Here is a 16537-nt window from a genome sequence, read left to right on the forward strand (position 1 = left end):
GGCGTCAGGCGATCGGGTTGACGCCGTTGAGCAGCACCCACACCGCGATACCCGCGGCAATGCCCGCGAGCAGGGCCACGAACGATCCGATGAACGGCCGATGCGACCAGCCCCGGTTGGCGTCGAGGCCGTACCGGCCGGGCCCGGCCAAGACGATCGCCACAGCGAGCACGATGAGCGTGATCTGGTATTCGTGCCCCTGCGGCAGGAAGTACGCGAACGTGTGCGGCCGTCCCGAGACGCTGACCAGCAGCTCGTTGATCAGGAACGCCAAGGCGCCCGCGGCGGCCACCGGAGTGAACAGCCCCAGCACCAGGAGCACGCCCGCGGCGAGCTCACCGCCGGCGCTCACGTAAGACAGGATGTCGGCATGCTGGAAGCCGGCGTCGGCCAGGGAGTTCCTGAGCCCGCCCAACCCCTGCCCGCCCCACCAGCCGAACAGCTTCTGCAAACCGTGGGCGCCCAGCACCACACCGAGCCCCACCCGCAGCACCAGCAAACCCAGGTTCTGGGTGCCGCGGCGGCCGATGTCGTCGTGCCGGTCGTGGTCGTCGTGCGGCTCGATCTCCGCCGGCTCGGCGGCCAGATGCCGGGGCGCCGCCTGCGGCTGGGCGTACGGCAGCGGCTCCTGCTGGTCGAGGGGGTGGTACGCCCCGCCCGCGGGGCTGGCCCCCTGATTCAGTTCCTGGTACGGGATGACGGTGGTGGGCCCGAAATCGCCCGGGTAGCCGACCGGCGTCAGGTCGTCCTCGGGATCGACCAAGCGTGCTGCGGCGGGACGGCCCGGAGCCGGCTCCGGAGCTTCGCCGGGCCGCTGCCAAGGGGCGTCATGAGGTTGACTGGTCACGGGTGTCAGGGTAAGGGCATTTCGCGCCAGATTGGGGATTTGAGCGGCGCTTTCGCCGGGAAATCGGTCGCCGAACCACCAAATGCGCCCGGTTGGTCCCGAAATGGTCTCGCGGTGGTTCCGAACGGGTGAACGCACGCCGAAAACCGGCCCCCACCCGAAGGTCCGGCGCGACCGGCCCGTGCGCTCACACCCGGCAGGCGTGTGGCATCGGAGCCCGCCATGTCCGTAGCCTGTCGTTCATGCGGTTACGGCGCTCGATGCGGGGCGGGCTTGCTGCGCTGTGTGCGCTGATGCTGGTGTCGACCGGCTGTGCACGGTTCAACGACGCCGCCTCCGCGCCGTTCACCACCAATCCGGAACTCAAGCCACAGCCCAGCTCGACGCCTCCCCCGCCGCCGCCGTTGCCGCCCAACCCCTTTCCCAAGCAGTGCCCGGCGCCCGGCGTGATGCAGGGCTGCCTGGAGAGCACCAGCGGCCTCATCATGGGCCCCGACAGCAAAACCGCGTTGGTCGCCGAGCGCACCACCGGGGCGGTCAAGGAGATCGCGGTCAGCGCCGAGCCGAAGGTCAAGGTCGTCATCCCAGTCGACCCGTCCGGCGACGGCGGACTGATGGACATCGTGATGTCGCCCACCTACACGCAGGACCGCCTGATGTACGCCTACATCAGCACCCCGACCGACAACCGGGTGATCCGGATCGCCGACGGTGACATTCCGAAGGACATCCTGACCGGGATCCCCAAGGGCGCCACCGGCAACATGGGGGCGTTGATGTTCACCAGCCCCACCACGCTGGTCGTCATGACCGGCGATGCGGGCAACCCGGCGATGGCCGCCGATCCCAGATCACTGGCCGGCAAGGTGTTGCGCATCGAGCAGCCCACCACCGTGGGCCAGGCGCCGCCGACGACGGCGCTGTCCGGCGTCGGCTCCGGCGGCGGCCTGTGCACCGACCCGGTCGACGGCTCGCTGTACGTCGCCGACCGCACCCCCAGCGCCGACCGGCTGCAGCGCATCACCAAGAACTCTCAGGTGTCCACGGTGTGGACCTGGCCGGACAAGCCGGGCGTGGCCGGCTGCGCTGCGATGGACGGCACCATCATGGTCAACCTGATCAACACCAAAATGACCGTGGCGATTCGGCTTGCGCCCGCGACGGGTGCGGTCACCGGTGAGCCCGAGGTCGTCCGGAAGGACACTCACGCCCACGCGTGGGCGCTGCGGATGTCGCCTGACGGAAACATCTGGGGCGCAACGGTCAACAAGACCGCCGGGGACGCCGAGAAGCTGGACGACGTGGTGTTCCCGTTGTTCCCGCAGGGCGGCGGCTTCCCGCGCAACAACGACGACAAGACCTAGCGGGCGCTAGCTCTGGCCGCAGGCCGCCAGCACCAGCTCGCGAACCCGGGCCGCGTCGGCCTGGCCCCGGGTGGCCTTCATCACCGCGCCGACGATCGCGCCGGCCGCTTGAACTTTGCCGCCGCGAATCTTTTCCGCCACATCGGGATTGGCGGCCAGGGCCTCGTCGACGGCGGCCTGTGTCACCGAGTCGTCGCGCACCAGCGCCAGACCGCGGTCCGTCATCACCTGCGCGGGTTCGCCCTCGCCGGCCAGCACACCCTCGACGACCTGGCGGGCCAGCTTGTTGGACAGCTTGCCCTCGTCGATCAGCGCCACCACGGCCGCGACCTGCGCCGGGGTGATGGCCAGTTCGTCGAGCGCGATGTTGGCCTCATTGGCCTTCTGCACCAAGAAGTTTCCCCACCAGGCGCGCGCCTGCTCGCTGGGCGCCCCGTGCTTGACGGTCGCGATCACCAAGTCGACCGCGCCGGCGTTGACGAGGTCGCGCATCACCTCGTCGGAGACGCCCCATTCGTCCTGAATCCGCTTGCGGCTCAACCACGGTAGCTCCGGGATGGTTTCCCGCAGCCGCTCGACCAGCTCGCGGCTGGGCGCGACCGGTTCCAGGTCCGGCTCGGGGAAATAGCGGTAGTCCTGCGCGGTCTCCTTGGCGCGGCCCGGGCTGGTGGTGCCGCCGACCTCCTGAAAGTGCCTGGTTTCCTGGATGATCTGGCCGCCGGACACGAGAACCGCGGCCTGGCGCTGCATCTCGTAGCGCACCGCGACCTCGACGCTCTTGAGCGAGTTGACGTTCTTGGTCTCGGTGCGGGTACCGAATTCTGTTGTCCCCGTTGGCTTTAGCGATACGTTGGCGTCACAGCGCAGCGAGCCCTGGTCCATCCGCACATCGGATACGTCCAAGACGCGCAACAGATCCCGCAGCGCGGTCACATAAGCCCGGGCGATCTGCGGCGCCTGGGCCCCGGCCCCGACGATGGGCTTGGTGACGATTTCGATCAGGGGCACGCCGGCGCGATTGAAGTCGACGAGCGAGGTGGTCGCGCCGTGGATGCGGCCGGTTTCGCTGCCGATGTGGGTGAGCTTGCCGGTGTCCTCCTCCATGTGCGCGCGCTCGATCTCGACCCGCCAGGTGCTGCCGTCGTCCAGCGGCGCCTCGAGGTAGCCGTTGATCGCGATGGGCTCGTCGTACTGCGAGATCTGGTAGTTCTTCGGCATGTCCGGGTAGAAGTAGTTCTTCCGGGCGAACCGGCACCACGGCACGATCTCGCAGTTCAGCGCCAGCCCGATGCGGATCGCCGACTCCACCGCGGCCCGATTGAGCACCGGCAGCGAACCGGGCAGCGCCAGGCAGACCGGGCACACCTGGGTGTTGGGTTCGGCGCCGAATCCGGTGGAACAGCCGCAGAACATCTTGGTCGCGGTGGACAGCTCGACGTGCACCTCGAGGCCCAGGACCGGATCGAAGCGCTCGAGGACCTCGTCGTAGTCCATGACATCGGCGCTGGCAGCAACACTCATGCCGTCGATCGTAGTGGCGGTCGCGAGGGCGGCGAAGCCGGGCGAAGCGGGCCGCCACCATCAACCTAGTGTCCGACGCTTGCCCGCCCGGTGCTGCGGGCCGACTGTCAGGACCGGCCCGGCACCATGTCGGCCAGCGCGGCGGCCAGCTCGAGGTAGCCGCGCCTGCTGTCCTTGCTCAACCGGTCCAGGCCGATCTCTTTGCCCTCGCGCACATGCCGGTCGAAGGGCAGCTCCACGGTGGCGGCGACGCGGGCCGACAGCGCCTCCAGTTCCTTGGCGACCACCCGGTCGGGCTTGTCCGGGCCGGCATTGTTGACGGCCAGCACCGTCCTGCCCAGCAGCCGCCGGTATCCGTTGTTGCACAACCAGTCCAGCGTCGTCCGGGTCTTGCGCACCGCGTCGCTGGAGACACCGGTGACCACCACCAGCGCCCGAGCCTCGGGCAGCACGGCGTCCATCACGCTGGAATTGATCGCCTTCACGCAGTCGACCAACATGACCGAATAGTGCTTGCGCAGAACCGAAAACGCCTTGACGATGCCCGAGCGTCCCAGCCGCCAATCGGTGCGGCCGTAGTCCGGCAGTCCGAGCACTTCCAGCCCGAAGCTGTTCATGTAGGTGTGCGCCCGGACCTCGCGGTATTGCGTGATCGAATTGTCGGCGAGTAGGTCGGCCATGCTCAGCGGGTTGCGGCGACCATGCCGTTCAACCAGGTCGCCGGCATCGATGTCAACAGCGATCACCCGGTCGTTGCGCACATCGGCGAAGGTCGAGCCCAGCGCCTCGACCACCGAGGTCTTGCCGACGCCGCCCTTGAAGTTCAGGACCGCGACGGGGAACACCCCGCCGATGCCGGTGCGGATGCGGCGGCGCAGGTCGTCCTCGTGCGCCGAGCCCTTGCTGGGGCCCAGGTCGATGCCGGTCGCCCGGCGCAGCATGTCCCGCCAGCTGGTGCCGGCGCTGAACGGGGATTCCTGCTGATCGGGCCCGTCGAGGGCCAACCCACCGAGCGTCACGTCGCGGCGCAGCGACGCCACGCCCCGCCGCACGCGTTGTACCGGTTCCGGCACGGTGGCCGCCGTCGAGCTGGCGTCGAGTTGCCACGCCGGTGGAGCGGCCTGCCGCTGACCAGGTCCGCGCACGGAGCCGCGGTTGCTCATGGCAGCCGTATAGCCGCTGCCCGGTGTTAGCTAAACCACAATATGGGGCTATCCGAAGAAAGCCGCGGCGTCGTCGTAGCGGCTTTCGGGCACCAGCTTGAGCTGGCGCACCGCATCGGCCAGCGGCACCCGGCCGATGTCCTGGCCGCGCAGCGACACCATCTGCCCGTATTCGCCGGCGTGCGCGGCGTCGGCGGCGTTGACCCCGAACCGGGTGGCCAGCACCCGGTCGTAGGCCGTCGGGATGCCGCCCCGCTGGACGTGGCCCAGCACGGTCACCCGCACTTCCTTGTTGATCCGCTTCTCCACGTCGATGGCGAGCTGCGCGGCCACACCGGTGAAGCGCTCGTGGCCGAATTCGTCAATTCCGCCCTCGCGCAACGCAATCGAGCCAGGAACGGGTTTGGCGCCCTCGGCGACCACGCAGATGAAATGCGAATCCCCGCGCTGGAAGCGCCGTTTGACCAGCCGGCACACCTCTTCGACGTCGAAGGGCTGCTCGGGGATCAGCGTCATGTGCGCGCCGGAGGCCAGCCCGGCGTTCAGCGCGATCCAGCCGGCGTGCCGGCCCATCACCTCGACCAGCATCACCCGCTGGTGCGATTCGGCCGTGCTGTGCAACCGGTCGATGGCGTCGGTGGCGACCATCAGCGCGGTGTCGTGACCGAAAGTCACGTCGGTGCAATCGATGTCGTTGTCGATCGTCTTGGGCACACCGACCACCGGCACGTTCTCTTCGGACAGCCAGTGCGCCGCCGTCAGCGTGCCCTCGCCGCCGATGGGGATCAGCACGTCGATGCCGTTGTCGTCCAATGTCTGCTTGATCTGGTTCAGCCCGGCCCGCAGTTTGTCGGGATGCACCCGGGCGGTGCCCAGCATGGTTCCGCCCTTTGCCAGCAGCCGGTCGTTGCGTTCGTCGTTCTGTAGCTGGATGCGCCGGTTCTCCAGCAGCCCGCGCCACCCGTCCTGGAAGCCGACAACCGACGAGCCGTACCGGGAGTCGCAGGTGCGCACGACCGCCCGGATGACGGCGTTGAGGCCGGGACAATCGCCACCGCCCGTGAGAATTCCGATCCGCATGCCTTCATCTTGCCTGTGAGAACGGCCCGCGGCGGGAATTGGCCTCAGATGCGCCGAACCAAGCCGCACTATTGCGCCTGTCAACAGTTATGCCCCACGATGGCCCAAGGGAGCGCAGACGCAACGCGCCGAAACTGGGGGACGACCGCGCCATGACCTGGACCGCGCAGCTCACTTACACCGCCGCGGCGCTGACGCCCGACGAGACCGCGGCGCTCTCGCGCGGGCTGGGTCCCGCCGACGTCAGCTATGACGCGCGCAGCGGCCGGCTGCAGATCACGCTCGAGGTCGAGGCCGACTCGCTCGAAGCCGCCACCGACACCGGCCTGCGGGCGGCCGACACCACCGGGCTGCTGCTGACGCCGATACGCCTGCTGGTGCAGAGCACCGCCGACTTCGCCGCGCACCCGGAAGCTTTGAATCTCGACCTGATCGGCATCACCGAGATCGCGGGCGAATTGGGCGTGTCGCGCCAGCGTGCCGGAAAGCTCGCCGACGACCCGGACTTTCCCGCGCCCGTGGTCCATTGCGCCGCGGGCCGGTTCTACACCAGGGCGTCCGTCCAGGCCTTCCACGATCGATGGGCGGTCGCCCGCAACCCGCGCGGCGGCCGGCGCCGCCGCCTGCCCGAGCCATCAGCTACCTGAGACGAGACGAGAAAAGTGGTTATGCGGATCGAGACGCTATGCCGTTGAGAGACGGCGAACAGTTCGCCGGCTACACGATGGTGCGGCTGCTTGGCAGCGGCGGCATGGGCGAGGTGTATCTGGCCCGCCACCCACGCTTCCCGCGCTTTGAAGCGCTCAAGGTGCTGCACCCGGATCTGTCCGCGGATCGCGATTTCCAGCAGCGGTTCAACCGGGAGGCGGAGCTGGCCGCCGGGCTGTGGCACCCCCACATCGTCGGGGTGCACGACCGCGGCGAGTTCGACGGCCAGCTGTGGATCACGATGGATTACGTCGACGGCGCGGACCTGGGCGAGTTGATGAGCTCGCGCTATCGGACCGGAATGCCGCGCGACCAGGTGGTCGCCATCGTCAGCGCGGTGGCCGACGCCCTGGACCACGCCCATCGCCAGGGCCTGCTGCACCGCGATGTCAAGCCGGCCAATGTCATCGTCAGCCAACCCAATGACGGAAGTTCGCCCCGAATCCTGTTGAGCGACTTTGGTATTGCGCGCCCCATCGACGACACCACCGGCTTGACGGCCACCAACATGGCGATGGGCACGGTCAATTACAGCTCGCCTGAACAACTCATGGGCGCCCCGCTCGACGGCCGCGCCGACCAGTACTCGCTTGCCGCAACGGCCTACTATCTACTGACCGGCGTCAAGATGTTCGCCAATCTGCCTGCGGTGGCGGTGATCAGCGCCCACCTGACGGCTCCCCCGCCCGTGCCGGGCGCGATACGGCGCGACCTGGACGCCGCCGACCCAGTGTTCGCCCGGGCGCTGGCCAAAGATCCTCGACAGCGCTTCGGGCGGTGCAGCGACTTCGCCGCGGCCCTGGCTGCCCAGCTCCGGATCTCGGCACATCCCCAATCGATCCCGCCTACGGCGCCGCCCGCCGGCTACCCGGGCTGGCCCGCGCCGCCGCCGACGCACACGCAGGGACCCGCGCCGAAGAGGCGCGGGCGCGCGCTGCGGGTGGCCGCCGTCGCGGCCGCCGTGATCGCCGTCGCGGCGGTGGCCGGCTACCTCGCCATCCCCTCCGACGGCGGCGGCCACTCCACCCAGAACGCGGCGGAGGCGCAGGACGCCGCCCGGCTGGCCGGCCAGCACTACCTCGAGGCGCTGTCCCGCGGGGACGCCGCCGCCGCGTTGTCGATGGGCGCCAAGGCGCCGGCCGACACGCAGTGGGTCAGCGCCGACACGCTGCGCGCCCAGCTCGCGTCGTCCCCGATCACCGACATCGCGGTCACCTCGGCCCCTGCGGCACCCGGCGACGATCCCAACAGCGTGCAATACGTGATGCTGTCGGCCCGCTTCGGCCAGACCCTTTCCCAGGCCCGAGTCGCCTTGCGCCGCAACGGAAATGACTGGAAGCTCGACAACGCCACCGCTCCCGTCAACATCGGCACACCCGGCGTGACCAACGCCTCGTACAAGGCGGTCGCCGTATTCGGCGTCCCGGCCAATGGGGCCTCGTCGATCGCCGTTTTCCCTGGCGCACTTGCGGTCTCGTCGTCGAACCGCTTCATCGACATCACCGCGCAAGCGCCACCGGTGCTACTGAACGCGCTGACCGGCAACGGCAGCCCCACGACGATCCAGCCCGTCGCGACCCTCAACGACAAGGGCCTCGCCGCCGCCAAGACGGCCGTCGACAACGATGAGCACTATTGCTACCAGGGAGTCGCCCCACCACCGGAGTGCGGTTCCCTCAGCAACAACGACAGCACCGTGTCGATCACCGGCGCGGGTGACTTTTCCAAAGCCCAGTTCGCCTTCGACCCGAACACCATGGTGGTGACCGTGTCAGGCAGCGTCGTCTATATCGCTCACTCGCAGACCACCGCCACCGTGACCTACAACGCCGCCGGAACGGTGGATCTCACGAAAGATCGACCGACCTACGCCCGCCCCGGCGGGGGAAGATAGCCAGCCGAATGACGAATAAGGAAAGTGAGCCCCAATGCCGTTGAGTGAGGGCGAGCAATTCGCCGGCTACACGGTGACGCGGTTGCTCGGCAGCGGCGAGATGGGCGAGGTGTACCTGGCCCGCCACCCCCGCCTGCCCCGGTTCGAAGCGCTGAAGATCCTGCGCGCCGACCTGTCGGCCGACCCCGATTTCAAGCGGCGGTTCAATCAGGAGGCCGACCAGGCCTCCGGGCTGTGGCACCCCAACATCGTGGGAGTGCACGACCGCGGCGAATACGACGGCCGGCTCTGGATCGCCATGGACTACGTCAACGGCCCCAACTTGACCGCCGTGCTGGCCGAGCGCCGCCAGGGCGGGCTCTCGGCCGGCGAGGTCGTGGAAGTGGTCAGCGCGGTGGCCAACGCCCTGGACCACGCGCATCACCTCGGGCTCCTGCACCGCGACGTCAAACCCGAAAACATCATGATCAGCCGACCCGACGACGGCAGTGCACCACGAATCCTGTTGAGCGACTTCGGCATTGCCCGCCCCACCGCCGACGATGCGGATGCCACACAGGCCGTGACCGACACCACCACGACGGTCATCGGCCACAGCCTCAACTACAGCGCGCCCGAACAACTCCGCGGCGCCAAGATCGACGGCCGCACCGACCAATACGCGCTGGCCGCGACCGCTTATCAGCTGCTCACCGGCGAGCGCCCGTTCTCACACGCCAACCCCATCGCGGTCATCAACGCGCAGTTGACCGCCGCCCCACCGCGCCCAGGGGCCACCCGGCCCGAATTGTCCACCACCGACGCGACTTTCGCCCGCGCACTGGCCAAGGATCCCGCGCAGCGCTTCGGCCGGTGCGGTGAATTCGCCGCGGCGCTGGCCGCCCAGCTGCAACAGCAGCCTGCTGCCGCGCCACCGCCTCAGCCGCACGGCGGGCCCATGCCCCCGCCGCCTTCGGGCTATCCCGGGTCCCCGCCACCGCAGTGGCAGCCGGGCCCGCCGAGGCGCAAGCGGAAACGCCTTGTCCTCGGGCTGGTTTCGGCCCTGGCCGCGATCGCCGTGCTGGTGGGCGCCGCCATCGTTGCGGTCCACAAGTTCGGCGGGCCCGACGCCGCCGCGCTCGCCGCCCAGGATCGCGATGGCGCACGCCTGGCCGGCCAGCACTATCTGGAGGCGCTGGCCACCGGGGACGCGCGCACGGTGTTGTCGCTGAGCACGCAGCAGCCCGCCACCCCGCAGCTGCTCACCGACAAGACCCTCAACGCGCAGCTGTCCGCGACGCCGATCACCGACATCATGGTGACCATCGACCCGACCCAAAATGCCGATGTCCCTTCGGATACCCAACACCTGACGTTGTCGGCCCACTTCGGGCCCACCCCGTCGCAGACCGCGATCTCGGCGCACAAGAAGGACGGCCAGTGGAAGCTCGACGCGACCACCATCGCGGTCACGATCACCCCGCCGCCCAACGCCGACGCCGCGATGAAGGCGCTCACGGTTTCGGGCGCCAGCATCGACGGCGCCACCACCATCTCGGTATTCCCTGGGACACCGCAGGTTTCGTCGTCCAATCGCTACATCGACATCACCGCGGACACGAGGCCGCTGCTGCTGGAGGCGTTGACCAATACCGCGCACCCGCCGACCATCGCCCCGGTCATCACGCTCAACGACGCCGGTCGCCAGGCCTCGCTCGACGCCCTCGACCGCAGGCTCGTCTATTGCTTCGCCGGCGTCGCGCCCCCGGAGGGATGCTGCCCGCCCGGCGGCTGCCCGGTAACCCAGAACACCGGGGTCGAACCCAACTCGCAGAAGCTCATCAAGCTGCAGAGCACCCAAAACATGAACTACGAACTCGACCCCAAGACACTGCGGGTGCACATCACCGGAACGCTCTACTACAGCGCCCAGGCGACGCTGCACTCCCAGACGGTGCCGCTGCGCTCTACCTACACGGTGGACTCCCAAGCCGACCTGTCGGCACAGCCGCCCACCTACGTGCCGCGGGGGCAGTAGTCAGATCGCCGACGGCAGCGCACCGCGGGCGAGCTCGTAGGCGGCGCCGACCCGGTAGAGCCGGTCGTCGGCCAGCGCGGGCGCCATGATCTGCAGCCCCACCGGCAGGCCGTCGTCCGGCGACAGCCCGGACGGCACCGACATCCCGCAGTGGCCGGCCAGGTTCAGCGGCAGCGTGCACAGGTCGAACAGGTACATCGCCAGCGGGTCATCGACCTTCTCGCCCAACGCGAATGCGGTGGTGGGGGTGGCCGGCGAGACCAGGACGTCGACGGACTTGTACGCCTCGTCGAGGTCACGCGCGATCAGCGTGCGCACCTTCTGCGCCTGGTTGTAATACGCGTCGTAGTAGCCCGCCGACAGCGCGTAGGCACCAATCATGATGCGCCGCTTGACTTCTGGTCCGAATCCAGCGGCCCGCGTCAGTGCCATCACTTCCTCGGCGCTGTGGCTGCCGTCGTCGCCGACGCGCAGCCCGTAGCGCATCGCGTCGAAGCGGGCCAGGTTGCTCGACACCTCCGACGGCAGGATCAGGTAGTAGGCGGCCAGCGAATGGTCGAAGTGCGGGCAGTCGACTTCGCTCACCTGCGCGCCCAGTTCGGTCAGCTGCTGCACCGCGGCCTCGAACGACGCCAGCACGCCCGGCTGGTAGCCCTCGCCGCGCAGCTGCTTGACCACCCCGACGCGCACGCCCTTGAGGTCGCCGGCCGCGCCGGTCTTGGCGGCGCCGACCACGTCGGGCACCGCGGCGTCGATGGAGGTGGAGTCCATCCGGTCATGGCCGGCGATCACCTGGTGCAGTAGCGCGGTGTCCAACACGGTGCGCGCGCAGGGCCCGCCCTGGTCCAGCGACGACGCGCAGGCCACCAGCCCGTAGCGGGACACCGTGCCGTAGGTGGGCTTGACGCCGACGGTCGCGGTCAGCGCCGCGGGTTGGCGGATCGAGCCGCCGGTGTCGGTCCCGATTGCCAGCGGCGCCTGGAAGGCGGCGAGCGCCGCCGCGCTGCCACCGCCGGAGCCGCCGGGCACGCGGTCGACGTTCCACGGGTTGCGCGTGGGGCCGTAGGCCGAGTTCTCCGTCGAGCTGCCCATCGCGAACTCGTCCATGTTGGTCTTGCCCAGGATCGGGATGCCCGCCGTGCGCAGCCGCGCGGTGACGGTCGCGTCGTACGGCGACTGCCAGCCCTCGAGGATCTTGGAGCCGCAGGTGGTGGGCATGTCCGTCGTGGTGAACACGTCCTTGAGCGCCAGCGGCACCCCGGCCAGCGCCGACGGCGGCTGCTCGCCTGCGGCCAGCGACTTGTCCACGGCGGCCGCCGCCGCGAGCGCCTGGTCGGCCGCCACATGCAGGAAGGCGTGGAAGCGCTCGTCGGTCGCTTCGATCTGGTCCAGGCAGGCCTGGGTGATCTCGACCGACGACAGCTCCTTGGCGGCGATCTGGGCGGCCAGGGTCGCCGCGTCAGCTCGCAGAATGTCATTCAATGGCGCCGTCACTGGCTTTCTCCGAGGATCTGCGGGACGGCGAAGCGGCCATCGACGGCCGACGGCGCCGCGGCGAGCGCCTCCTGCTGGGTCAGGCACGGCCGCGTCTCGTCCGGACGCGTGACGTTGACGTCCTTGAGCGGGTTGTCGGTGGCCTCGACGCCGGTGACGTCGACGGCCTGAATCTGGCTGACGTGGGTGATGATGGCGTCGAGCTGGCCGGCGAAACTGTCCAGCTCGGCATCGGTCAACGCCAGCCGGGCCAGCCGGGCCAGGTGGGCCACCTCGTCGCGGGAGATCTGGGACACGAGCGAAAAGCCTAGCCTCGACCGTGAGCCCCGCCGAAATGCCATGGAAACAGCGTTGTGCGACAGTGGGCGCGTGCCGTCCTATCTATTGCGCATCGAGCTGGTCGACCGCCCGGGAAGCCTCGGCTCGCTGGCCGTCGCGCTCGGTTCGGTCGGCGCCGACATCCTGTCGCTGGATGTGGTGGAGCGCACCAGAGGCCACGCGATCGACGACCTGGTGATCGAACTGCCGCCGGGCGCGATGCCCGACACGCTGATCACCGCGGCCGAGTCGCTGTCCGGCGTGCGGGTGGACAGCGTCCGTCCGCACACCGGTCTGCTGGAGGCACACCGCGAGCTGGAGCTCCTCGATCACGTCGCGGCCGCGAGCGGCCGCGCGGCCAGGCTGCAGGTGCTGGCCGACGAGGCGCCCAGGGTGTTGCGGGTGAGCTGGTGCACGGTGTTGCGCCGCTCCGACGACGGGGAGCTGCAGCGCCTCGCCGCCAGCCAGAGCGCCCCGGAGACGCGGGCGGCGTCGGCCCCCTGGCTGCCCATCGACCAGGCGGCGACGCTCGACGGCAGCGCGGACTGGGTGCCGCAGGCCTGGCGCGACATGGACATCACGATGGTCGCTGCCCCGCTGGGTGATTCGCACACGGCCATCGTGCTGGGCCGTCCCGGCCCGGAGTTCCGGCCCTCGGAGGTGGCCCGGCTGGGTTATCTGGCCGGGATCGTCGCCACCGTGCTGCGCTAGTGCGTTTTTGACGCCACGACGGGATCGTCGTCTTCCCACAGCAGCAGCTGGCGCACCGCCGCGCGCGACCCGTAGGGTCGCAGCATCGTGCTGGCCGGACGCGGCCGCACTCGCTGCGGCCACCAGAACCAGCGACCGAGAAGTGTTGCGACAGAAGGCGTCATGAACGACCGCACGATCAGCGTGTCGAACAGCAATCCCAGGCCGATCGTGGTCCCGATCTGACCGAGTACCTGGAAGCCGCTGAACACGAACGCGCACATGGTGATTGCGAAGACGAGGCCGGCGGAGGTGACCACCGAACCCGAGCCCGCCATCGCGCGAATGATGCCGGTCTTCAGCCCGGCATGGATCTCTTCCTTGAATCTCGAGATCAACAGCAGGTTGTAGTCGGAACCGACTGCCAGCAGCAGGATTACGGCCAGCGCCAACACGACCCAGTACAGCTGGATGCCGAACAGGTACTGCCAGACCAACACCGACAGCCCGAACGAGGCACCCAGCGACAGGGCCACGGTGCCCACGATCACCAGCGCGGCGATCAGGCTTCGCGTGATGAGCATCATGATCAACAGGATCAGGCTCAACGCGGCGAACGCCACGATCATCAGGTCGTACTTCGCGCCGTCCTGGATGTCCTTGTACGTGGCCGCGGTGCCGCCGAGATAGATCTTGGCATCGGCCATCGGCGTGCCCTTCAGGGCCTCATGCGCGGCCTTGGCGATGGGATCGATGTGCGAAATGCCTTCGGTGGTGGCGGGATCGCCGTCATGCGTGACGATCATCCGGACGGCCTTGCCGTCGGGTGAGAGGAACAGCTTCAGCCCGCGCTTGAAGTCGGGGTTGTCGAATACCTCGGGCGGCAGGTAGAAGGTGTCGTCGTTCTTGGCCGCGTCGAAGGCCCGCCCCAGCGCCGTCGCGTTGTCGATCGCCGCGGCGGTCTGCGCGTAAATGCCGGACAGCGTCGCGTAATTCGCCAGGGTCAGATCGCGGTTGGTCTCCTGGCTTTGGATCTGGGGCGGTATCAGCGCCACCAGCTTCGGTTGCAGCGCGTCGAGTTTGTCCAGCGTCGCCACCAGGTCTTCGAACTTCGCGCTCAGCTGGTCGGTGGCGTCGAGCGCCTCGAACGTGGACCGCATCGCGTAGCAGGCGGGAATGTCGTAGCAGTGCTTTTCCCAATAGAAGTAGCTGCGCAGCGGCCGCAGGAAGTCGTCGAGGTTGGCGAGCTTGTCGCGCAGGTCGTTGATCGTGGTGATGGTGTCCTTGAAGTTCTGGGTCTCGCTGTGCGTGGCGTCGGCGAGCTGCTGCTGCAGCGTGTACTGCTGCTTGAGGATGTTGATGGTCTTCGACAGCTCGTTGGCCTGCTTGAGGGCGTCGTCGGCCCGATCCCGTTGATAGGTAAGGTTTTCCTGCTGCGCGGCGCTCTGGTTGCTGATCACGAACGCCAGCGAGCTATGCACCAGCGGGGTGCCCAACGGCCGGGTGATGGTCTGCACCTGCGCGATGCCGGGCACGTGGAACACCGCCTTGGCGACCTTGTCCAGGATGAGCATGTCGGCCGGATCACGCATGTCGTGATCGGATTCGAGCATCAGCAATTCGGGCTCCAGCCGGGCGCGCGAGAAGTGTTTCTCGGCCGCGGTGTAGCCGACATTGGCCGGCGCGCTGGCGGGCATGTAGGGGCGGGTGTCGTAACTGGTCTTGTATCCGGGCAGGGCGAGCAGGCCCACCAGGGCCAGCACGCAGGCCGCGGCCAACACGGGACCGGGCCAGCGCACGATGGCGGTGCCGATGCGCCGCCAGCCGCGGGTCCTCATCGCCCGCTTGGGATCGAAGATGCCCACCCTGGCACCCAGCGTGAGGATGGCCGGGCCCAACGTCAGCGCGGCACACAGCGCGACCAGGATGCCCAATGCCGCTGGGATGCCCAGACTTTGGAAGTAGGGCAGCCGCGTGAAACTCAGGCAGGCCACCGCGCCGGCGACGGTGAGCCCGGAGCCCAGCACGATGTGGGTGGTCCCGCGATACATGGTGTAGAAGGCGGTCTCGCGATCCTCGCCGGCGCCGCGCGCCTCCTGATAGCGCCCCACGAAAAAGATCGCGTAGTCGGTCCCTGCGGCGATCACCAGCAGCGTCAGCAGGTTCGTCGCGTAGGTCGACAGCCCGATCACCCCGGCATTGCCGAGGAAGGCGACAAGGCCTCGGGCGGCGGACATTTCGATGAGGACCGTGCCGAGCACGAGCAGCGTGGTGAGCACCGAGCGGTAGACGAAGAACAGCATCAGCGCGATCACCCCGACGGTGATCGAGGTGACCTTCGCGGTGCCCTTGCTGCCGACGTCGAACTGGTCGGAGATCAGCGGGGCCGCGCCGGTGACATAGACCTTGACGCCCGGCGGTGGGTGCATGTGGTCGATGATGTCGCGCAGCGCCCCGACGCCCTCGTTGGCCATCGCCGAGCCTTGATTACCGGCGAGATTCACCTGAACGTAGGCGGCCTTGCCGTCGCTGCTCTGCGATCCCGCCGCGGTCAGGGTGTCGCCCCAGTAGTCTTGCACGTGCTGGACGTGCTTGCGGTCCTGCTCGAGCTTGCGGATCATCTCGTCGTAGAAGCGATGGGCGTCCGCGCCGAGCGGCTTGTCACCTTCCAGGACGATCATCGCCGTGCTGTCGGTGTCGAACTCGTTGAACTTTTCACCGATGCGCTTGATCGCCTTGAGCGACGGCGCATCCGGCGAGTTCAGCGCGACATTGTGGGTTCGCCCAACCTCTTCCAGCTGCGGCACCGTGATGTTGGTGAGGGCGGCCAGCGCGATCCAGAACAGCAGGATCGGCAGCGCGAGCCGACGGATGGTCCGCGGCACGCGGGACCGCCGGGGTTCATCTGGGTTCTCTGGTGGGGTCATCCGGATTTGTCCAAACAGAAGGTGTAGGCGTCAACCTTGTTGACGGTGCGTTCGTCTTTGACTTCGCCGTTGACGATGATGCGGCAGCCCAGCGTGTCTCCGTTGCCCTGGGCCACGACGTTGCCGACGACCGCGGGCTCCGTCGAGGTGATCGTGAATGACCAAGGCAGCGGCGCGTTTCTGACCTGCTGCGGCTGGGCGTTGACATCAAGGTAGTTGATGGTTGCCACCGCGCCGGGCGAGCCGAAGACCTCGAGCACCACCTTCTTGGGGTTGAACGGGACGATCTCGTTGGACAAGCCGCTGTTGGCCGTCGTGTTGTTGTGCGAGCCGAAGATCCCGTGCAACCGGAAGATGGCGAACCCGGTGATGGCCAGGACGAGCACCGCGACCAGCACCATCCAGCCGCGTCTAACGAGCCTGGAAAGGGAAATCGCCTTCACCCGTCGGCCTTTCGATGGTCGGGCGTCTCGCTCACTCTAGGACCACGACCACTGCCTGCCGCAAGGGTCGT

The 16537-nt window shown here is 68.5% G+C and carries 13 protein-coding genes; 5 read left to right on the forward strand and 8 right to left on the reverse strand.

Annotated elements, in window-relative coordinates:
- Positions 1–4 precede the first annotated feature (4 nt).
- Positions 5–847, reverse strand: coding sequence for a DoxX family protein (locus tag MRAB57_RS27640; RefSeq protein WP_077090916.1), 843 nt, complete (start codon positions 845–847; stop codon positions 5–7).
- A gap of 242 nt (positions 848–1089) precedes the next feature.
- Here MRAB57_RS27640 and MRAB57_RS27645 point away from each other — a divergent pair, with 242 nt between their 5' ends.
- Positions 1090–2211, forward strand: a complete 1122-nt coding sequence (locus MRAB57_RS27645; RefSeq protein WP_173813978.1) for a PQQ-dependent sugar dehydrogenase — start codon at positions 1090–1092, stop codon at positions 2209–2211.
- A 6-nt stretch (positions 2212–2217) separates the two neighbouring features.
- On the opposite strand, the gene gatB is transcribed toward MRAB57_RS27645, so the two are convergent.
- The 3 genes from gatB to MRAB57_RS27660 all read right to left on the reverse strand — a co-directional run bounded on the left by gatB (position 2218) and on the right by MRAB57_RS27660 (position 5975).
- Positions 2218–3732: an Asp-tRNA(Asn)/Glu-tRNA(Gln) amidotransferase subunit GatB gene (gatB, locus tag MRAB57_RS27650; protein WP_077090172.1), complete on the reverse strand. Its 1515-nt coding sequence runs from the start codon at positions 3730–3732 to the stop codon at positions 2218–2220.
- A gap of 107 nt (positions 3733–3839) precedes the next feature.
- Positions 3840–4895 carry a MinD/ParA family ATP-binding protein gene (locus MRAB57_RS27655; protein WP_083743552.1) on the reverse strand — a complete coding sequence of 352 codons (1056 nt, stop codon included), beginning with the start codon at positions 4893–4895 and terminating at the stop codon, positions 3840–3842.
- A gap of 48 nt (positions 4896–4943) precedes the next feature.
- On the reverse strand, positions 4944–5975 hold the full coding sequence (locus tag MRAB57_RS27660; RefSeq protein ID WP_077090173.1) for an ATP-dependent 6-phosphofructokinase: 1032 nt from the start codon (positions 5973–5975) through the stop codon (positions 4944–4946).
- A gap of 152 nt (positions 5976–6127) precedes the next feature.
- Here MRAB57_RS27660 and MRAB57_RS27665 point away from each other — a divergent pair, with 152 nt between their 5' ends.
- From MRAB57_RS27665 to MRAB57_RS27675, 3 genes are read left to right on the forward strand one after another with little or no spacing between them, the layout of a single operon-like run.
- Positions 6128–6622 (forward strand): hypothetical protein, encoded by a 495-nt coding sequence (locus MRAB57_RS27665; protein WP_077090174.1) that lies wholly within the window; start codon positions 6128–6130, stop codon positions 6620–6622.
- Positions 6623–6660: 38 nt separating this feature from the next.
- Positions 6661–8577 (forward strand): serine/threonine-protein kinase, encoded by a 1917-nt coding sequence (locus tag MRAB57_RS29470; RefSeq protein ID WP_077090175.1) that lies wholly within the window; start codon positions 6661–6663, stop codon positions 8575–8577.
- A 34-nt stretch (positions 8578–8611) separates the two neighbouring features.
- Positions 8612–10594, forward strand: a complete 1983-nt coding sequence (locus MRAB57_RS27675; RefSeq protein WP_077090176.1) for a serine/threonine-protein kinase — start codon at positions 8612–8614, stop codon at positions 10592–10594.
- Here the strand turns inward: MRAB57_RS27675 and gatA are convergent, their stop codons facing one another.
- Entirely contained in the window at positions 10595–12076 is a 1482-nt protein-coding gene (gene gatA, locus MRAB57_RS27680; protein WP_077090918.1) for an Asp-tRNA(Asn)/Glu-tRNA(Gln) amidotransferase subunit GatA, read from the reverse strand. It lies immediately after the preceding gene.
- A gap of 8 nt (positions 12077–12084) precedes the next feature.
- Positions 12085–12384: an Asp-tRNA(Asn)/Glu-tRNA(Gln) amidotransferase subunit GatC gene (gene gatC / locus MRAB57_RS27685; protein ID WP_077090177.1), complete on the reverse strand. Its 300-nt coding sequence runs from the start codon at positions 12382–12384 to the stop codon at positions 12085–12087.
- Between the two features lie 73 nt (positions 12385–12457).
- Here gatC and MRAB57_RS27690 point away from each other — a divergent pair, with 73 nt between their 5' ends.
- Entirely contained in the window at positions 12458–13117 is a 660-nt protein-coding gene (locus MRAB57_RS27690; RefSeq protein WP_108638019.1) for an ACT domain-containing protein, read from the forward strand.
- Here the strand turns inward: MRAB57_RS27690 and MRAB57_RS27695 are convergent.
- Together MRAB57_RS27695 and MRAB57_RS27700 are read right to left on the reverse strand one after the other, a co-directional pair.
- Positions 13114–16023 (reverse strand): MMPL/RND family transporter, encoded by a 2910-nt coding sequence (locus tag MRAB57_RS27695; protein ID WP_077090179.1) that lies wholly within the window; start codon positions 16021–16023, stop codon positions 13114–13116. The two genes, MRAB57_RS27690 and MRAB57_RS27695, sit on opposite strands and share 4 nt — an antisense overlap.
- Positions 16020–16466 carry an MmpS family transport accessory protein gene (locus tag MRAB57_RS27700; protein ID WP_216823766.1) on the reverse strand — a complete coding sequence of 149 codons (447 nt, stop codon included), beginning with the start codon at positions 16464–16466 and terminating at the stop codon, positions 16020–16022. Before MRAB57_RS27700 ends, MRAB57_RS27695 begins: the two co-directional genes overlap by 4 nt.
- Positions 16467–16537 lie beyond the last annotated feature (71 nt).

Source organism: Mycobacterium rhizamassiliense (assembly GCF_900157375.1).
GTDB classification, from domain to species: domain Bacteria; phylum Actinomycetota; class Actinomycetes; order Mycobacteriales; family Mycobacteriaceae; genus Mycobacterium; species Mycobacterium rhizamassiliense.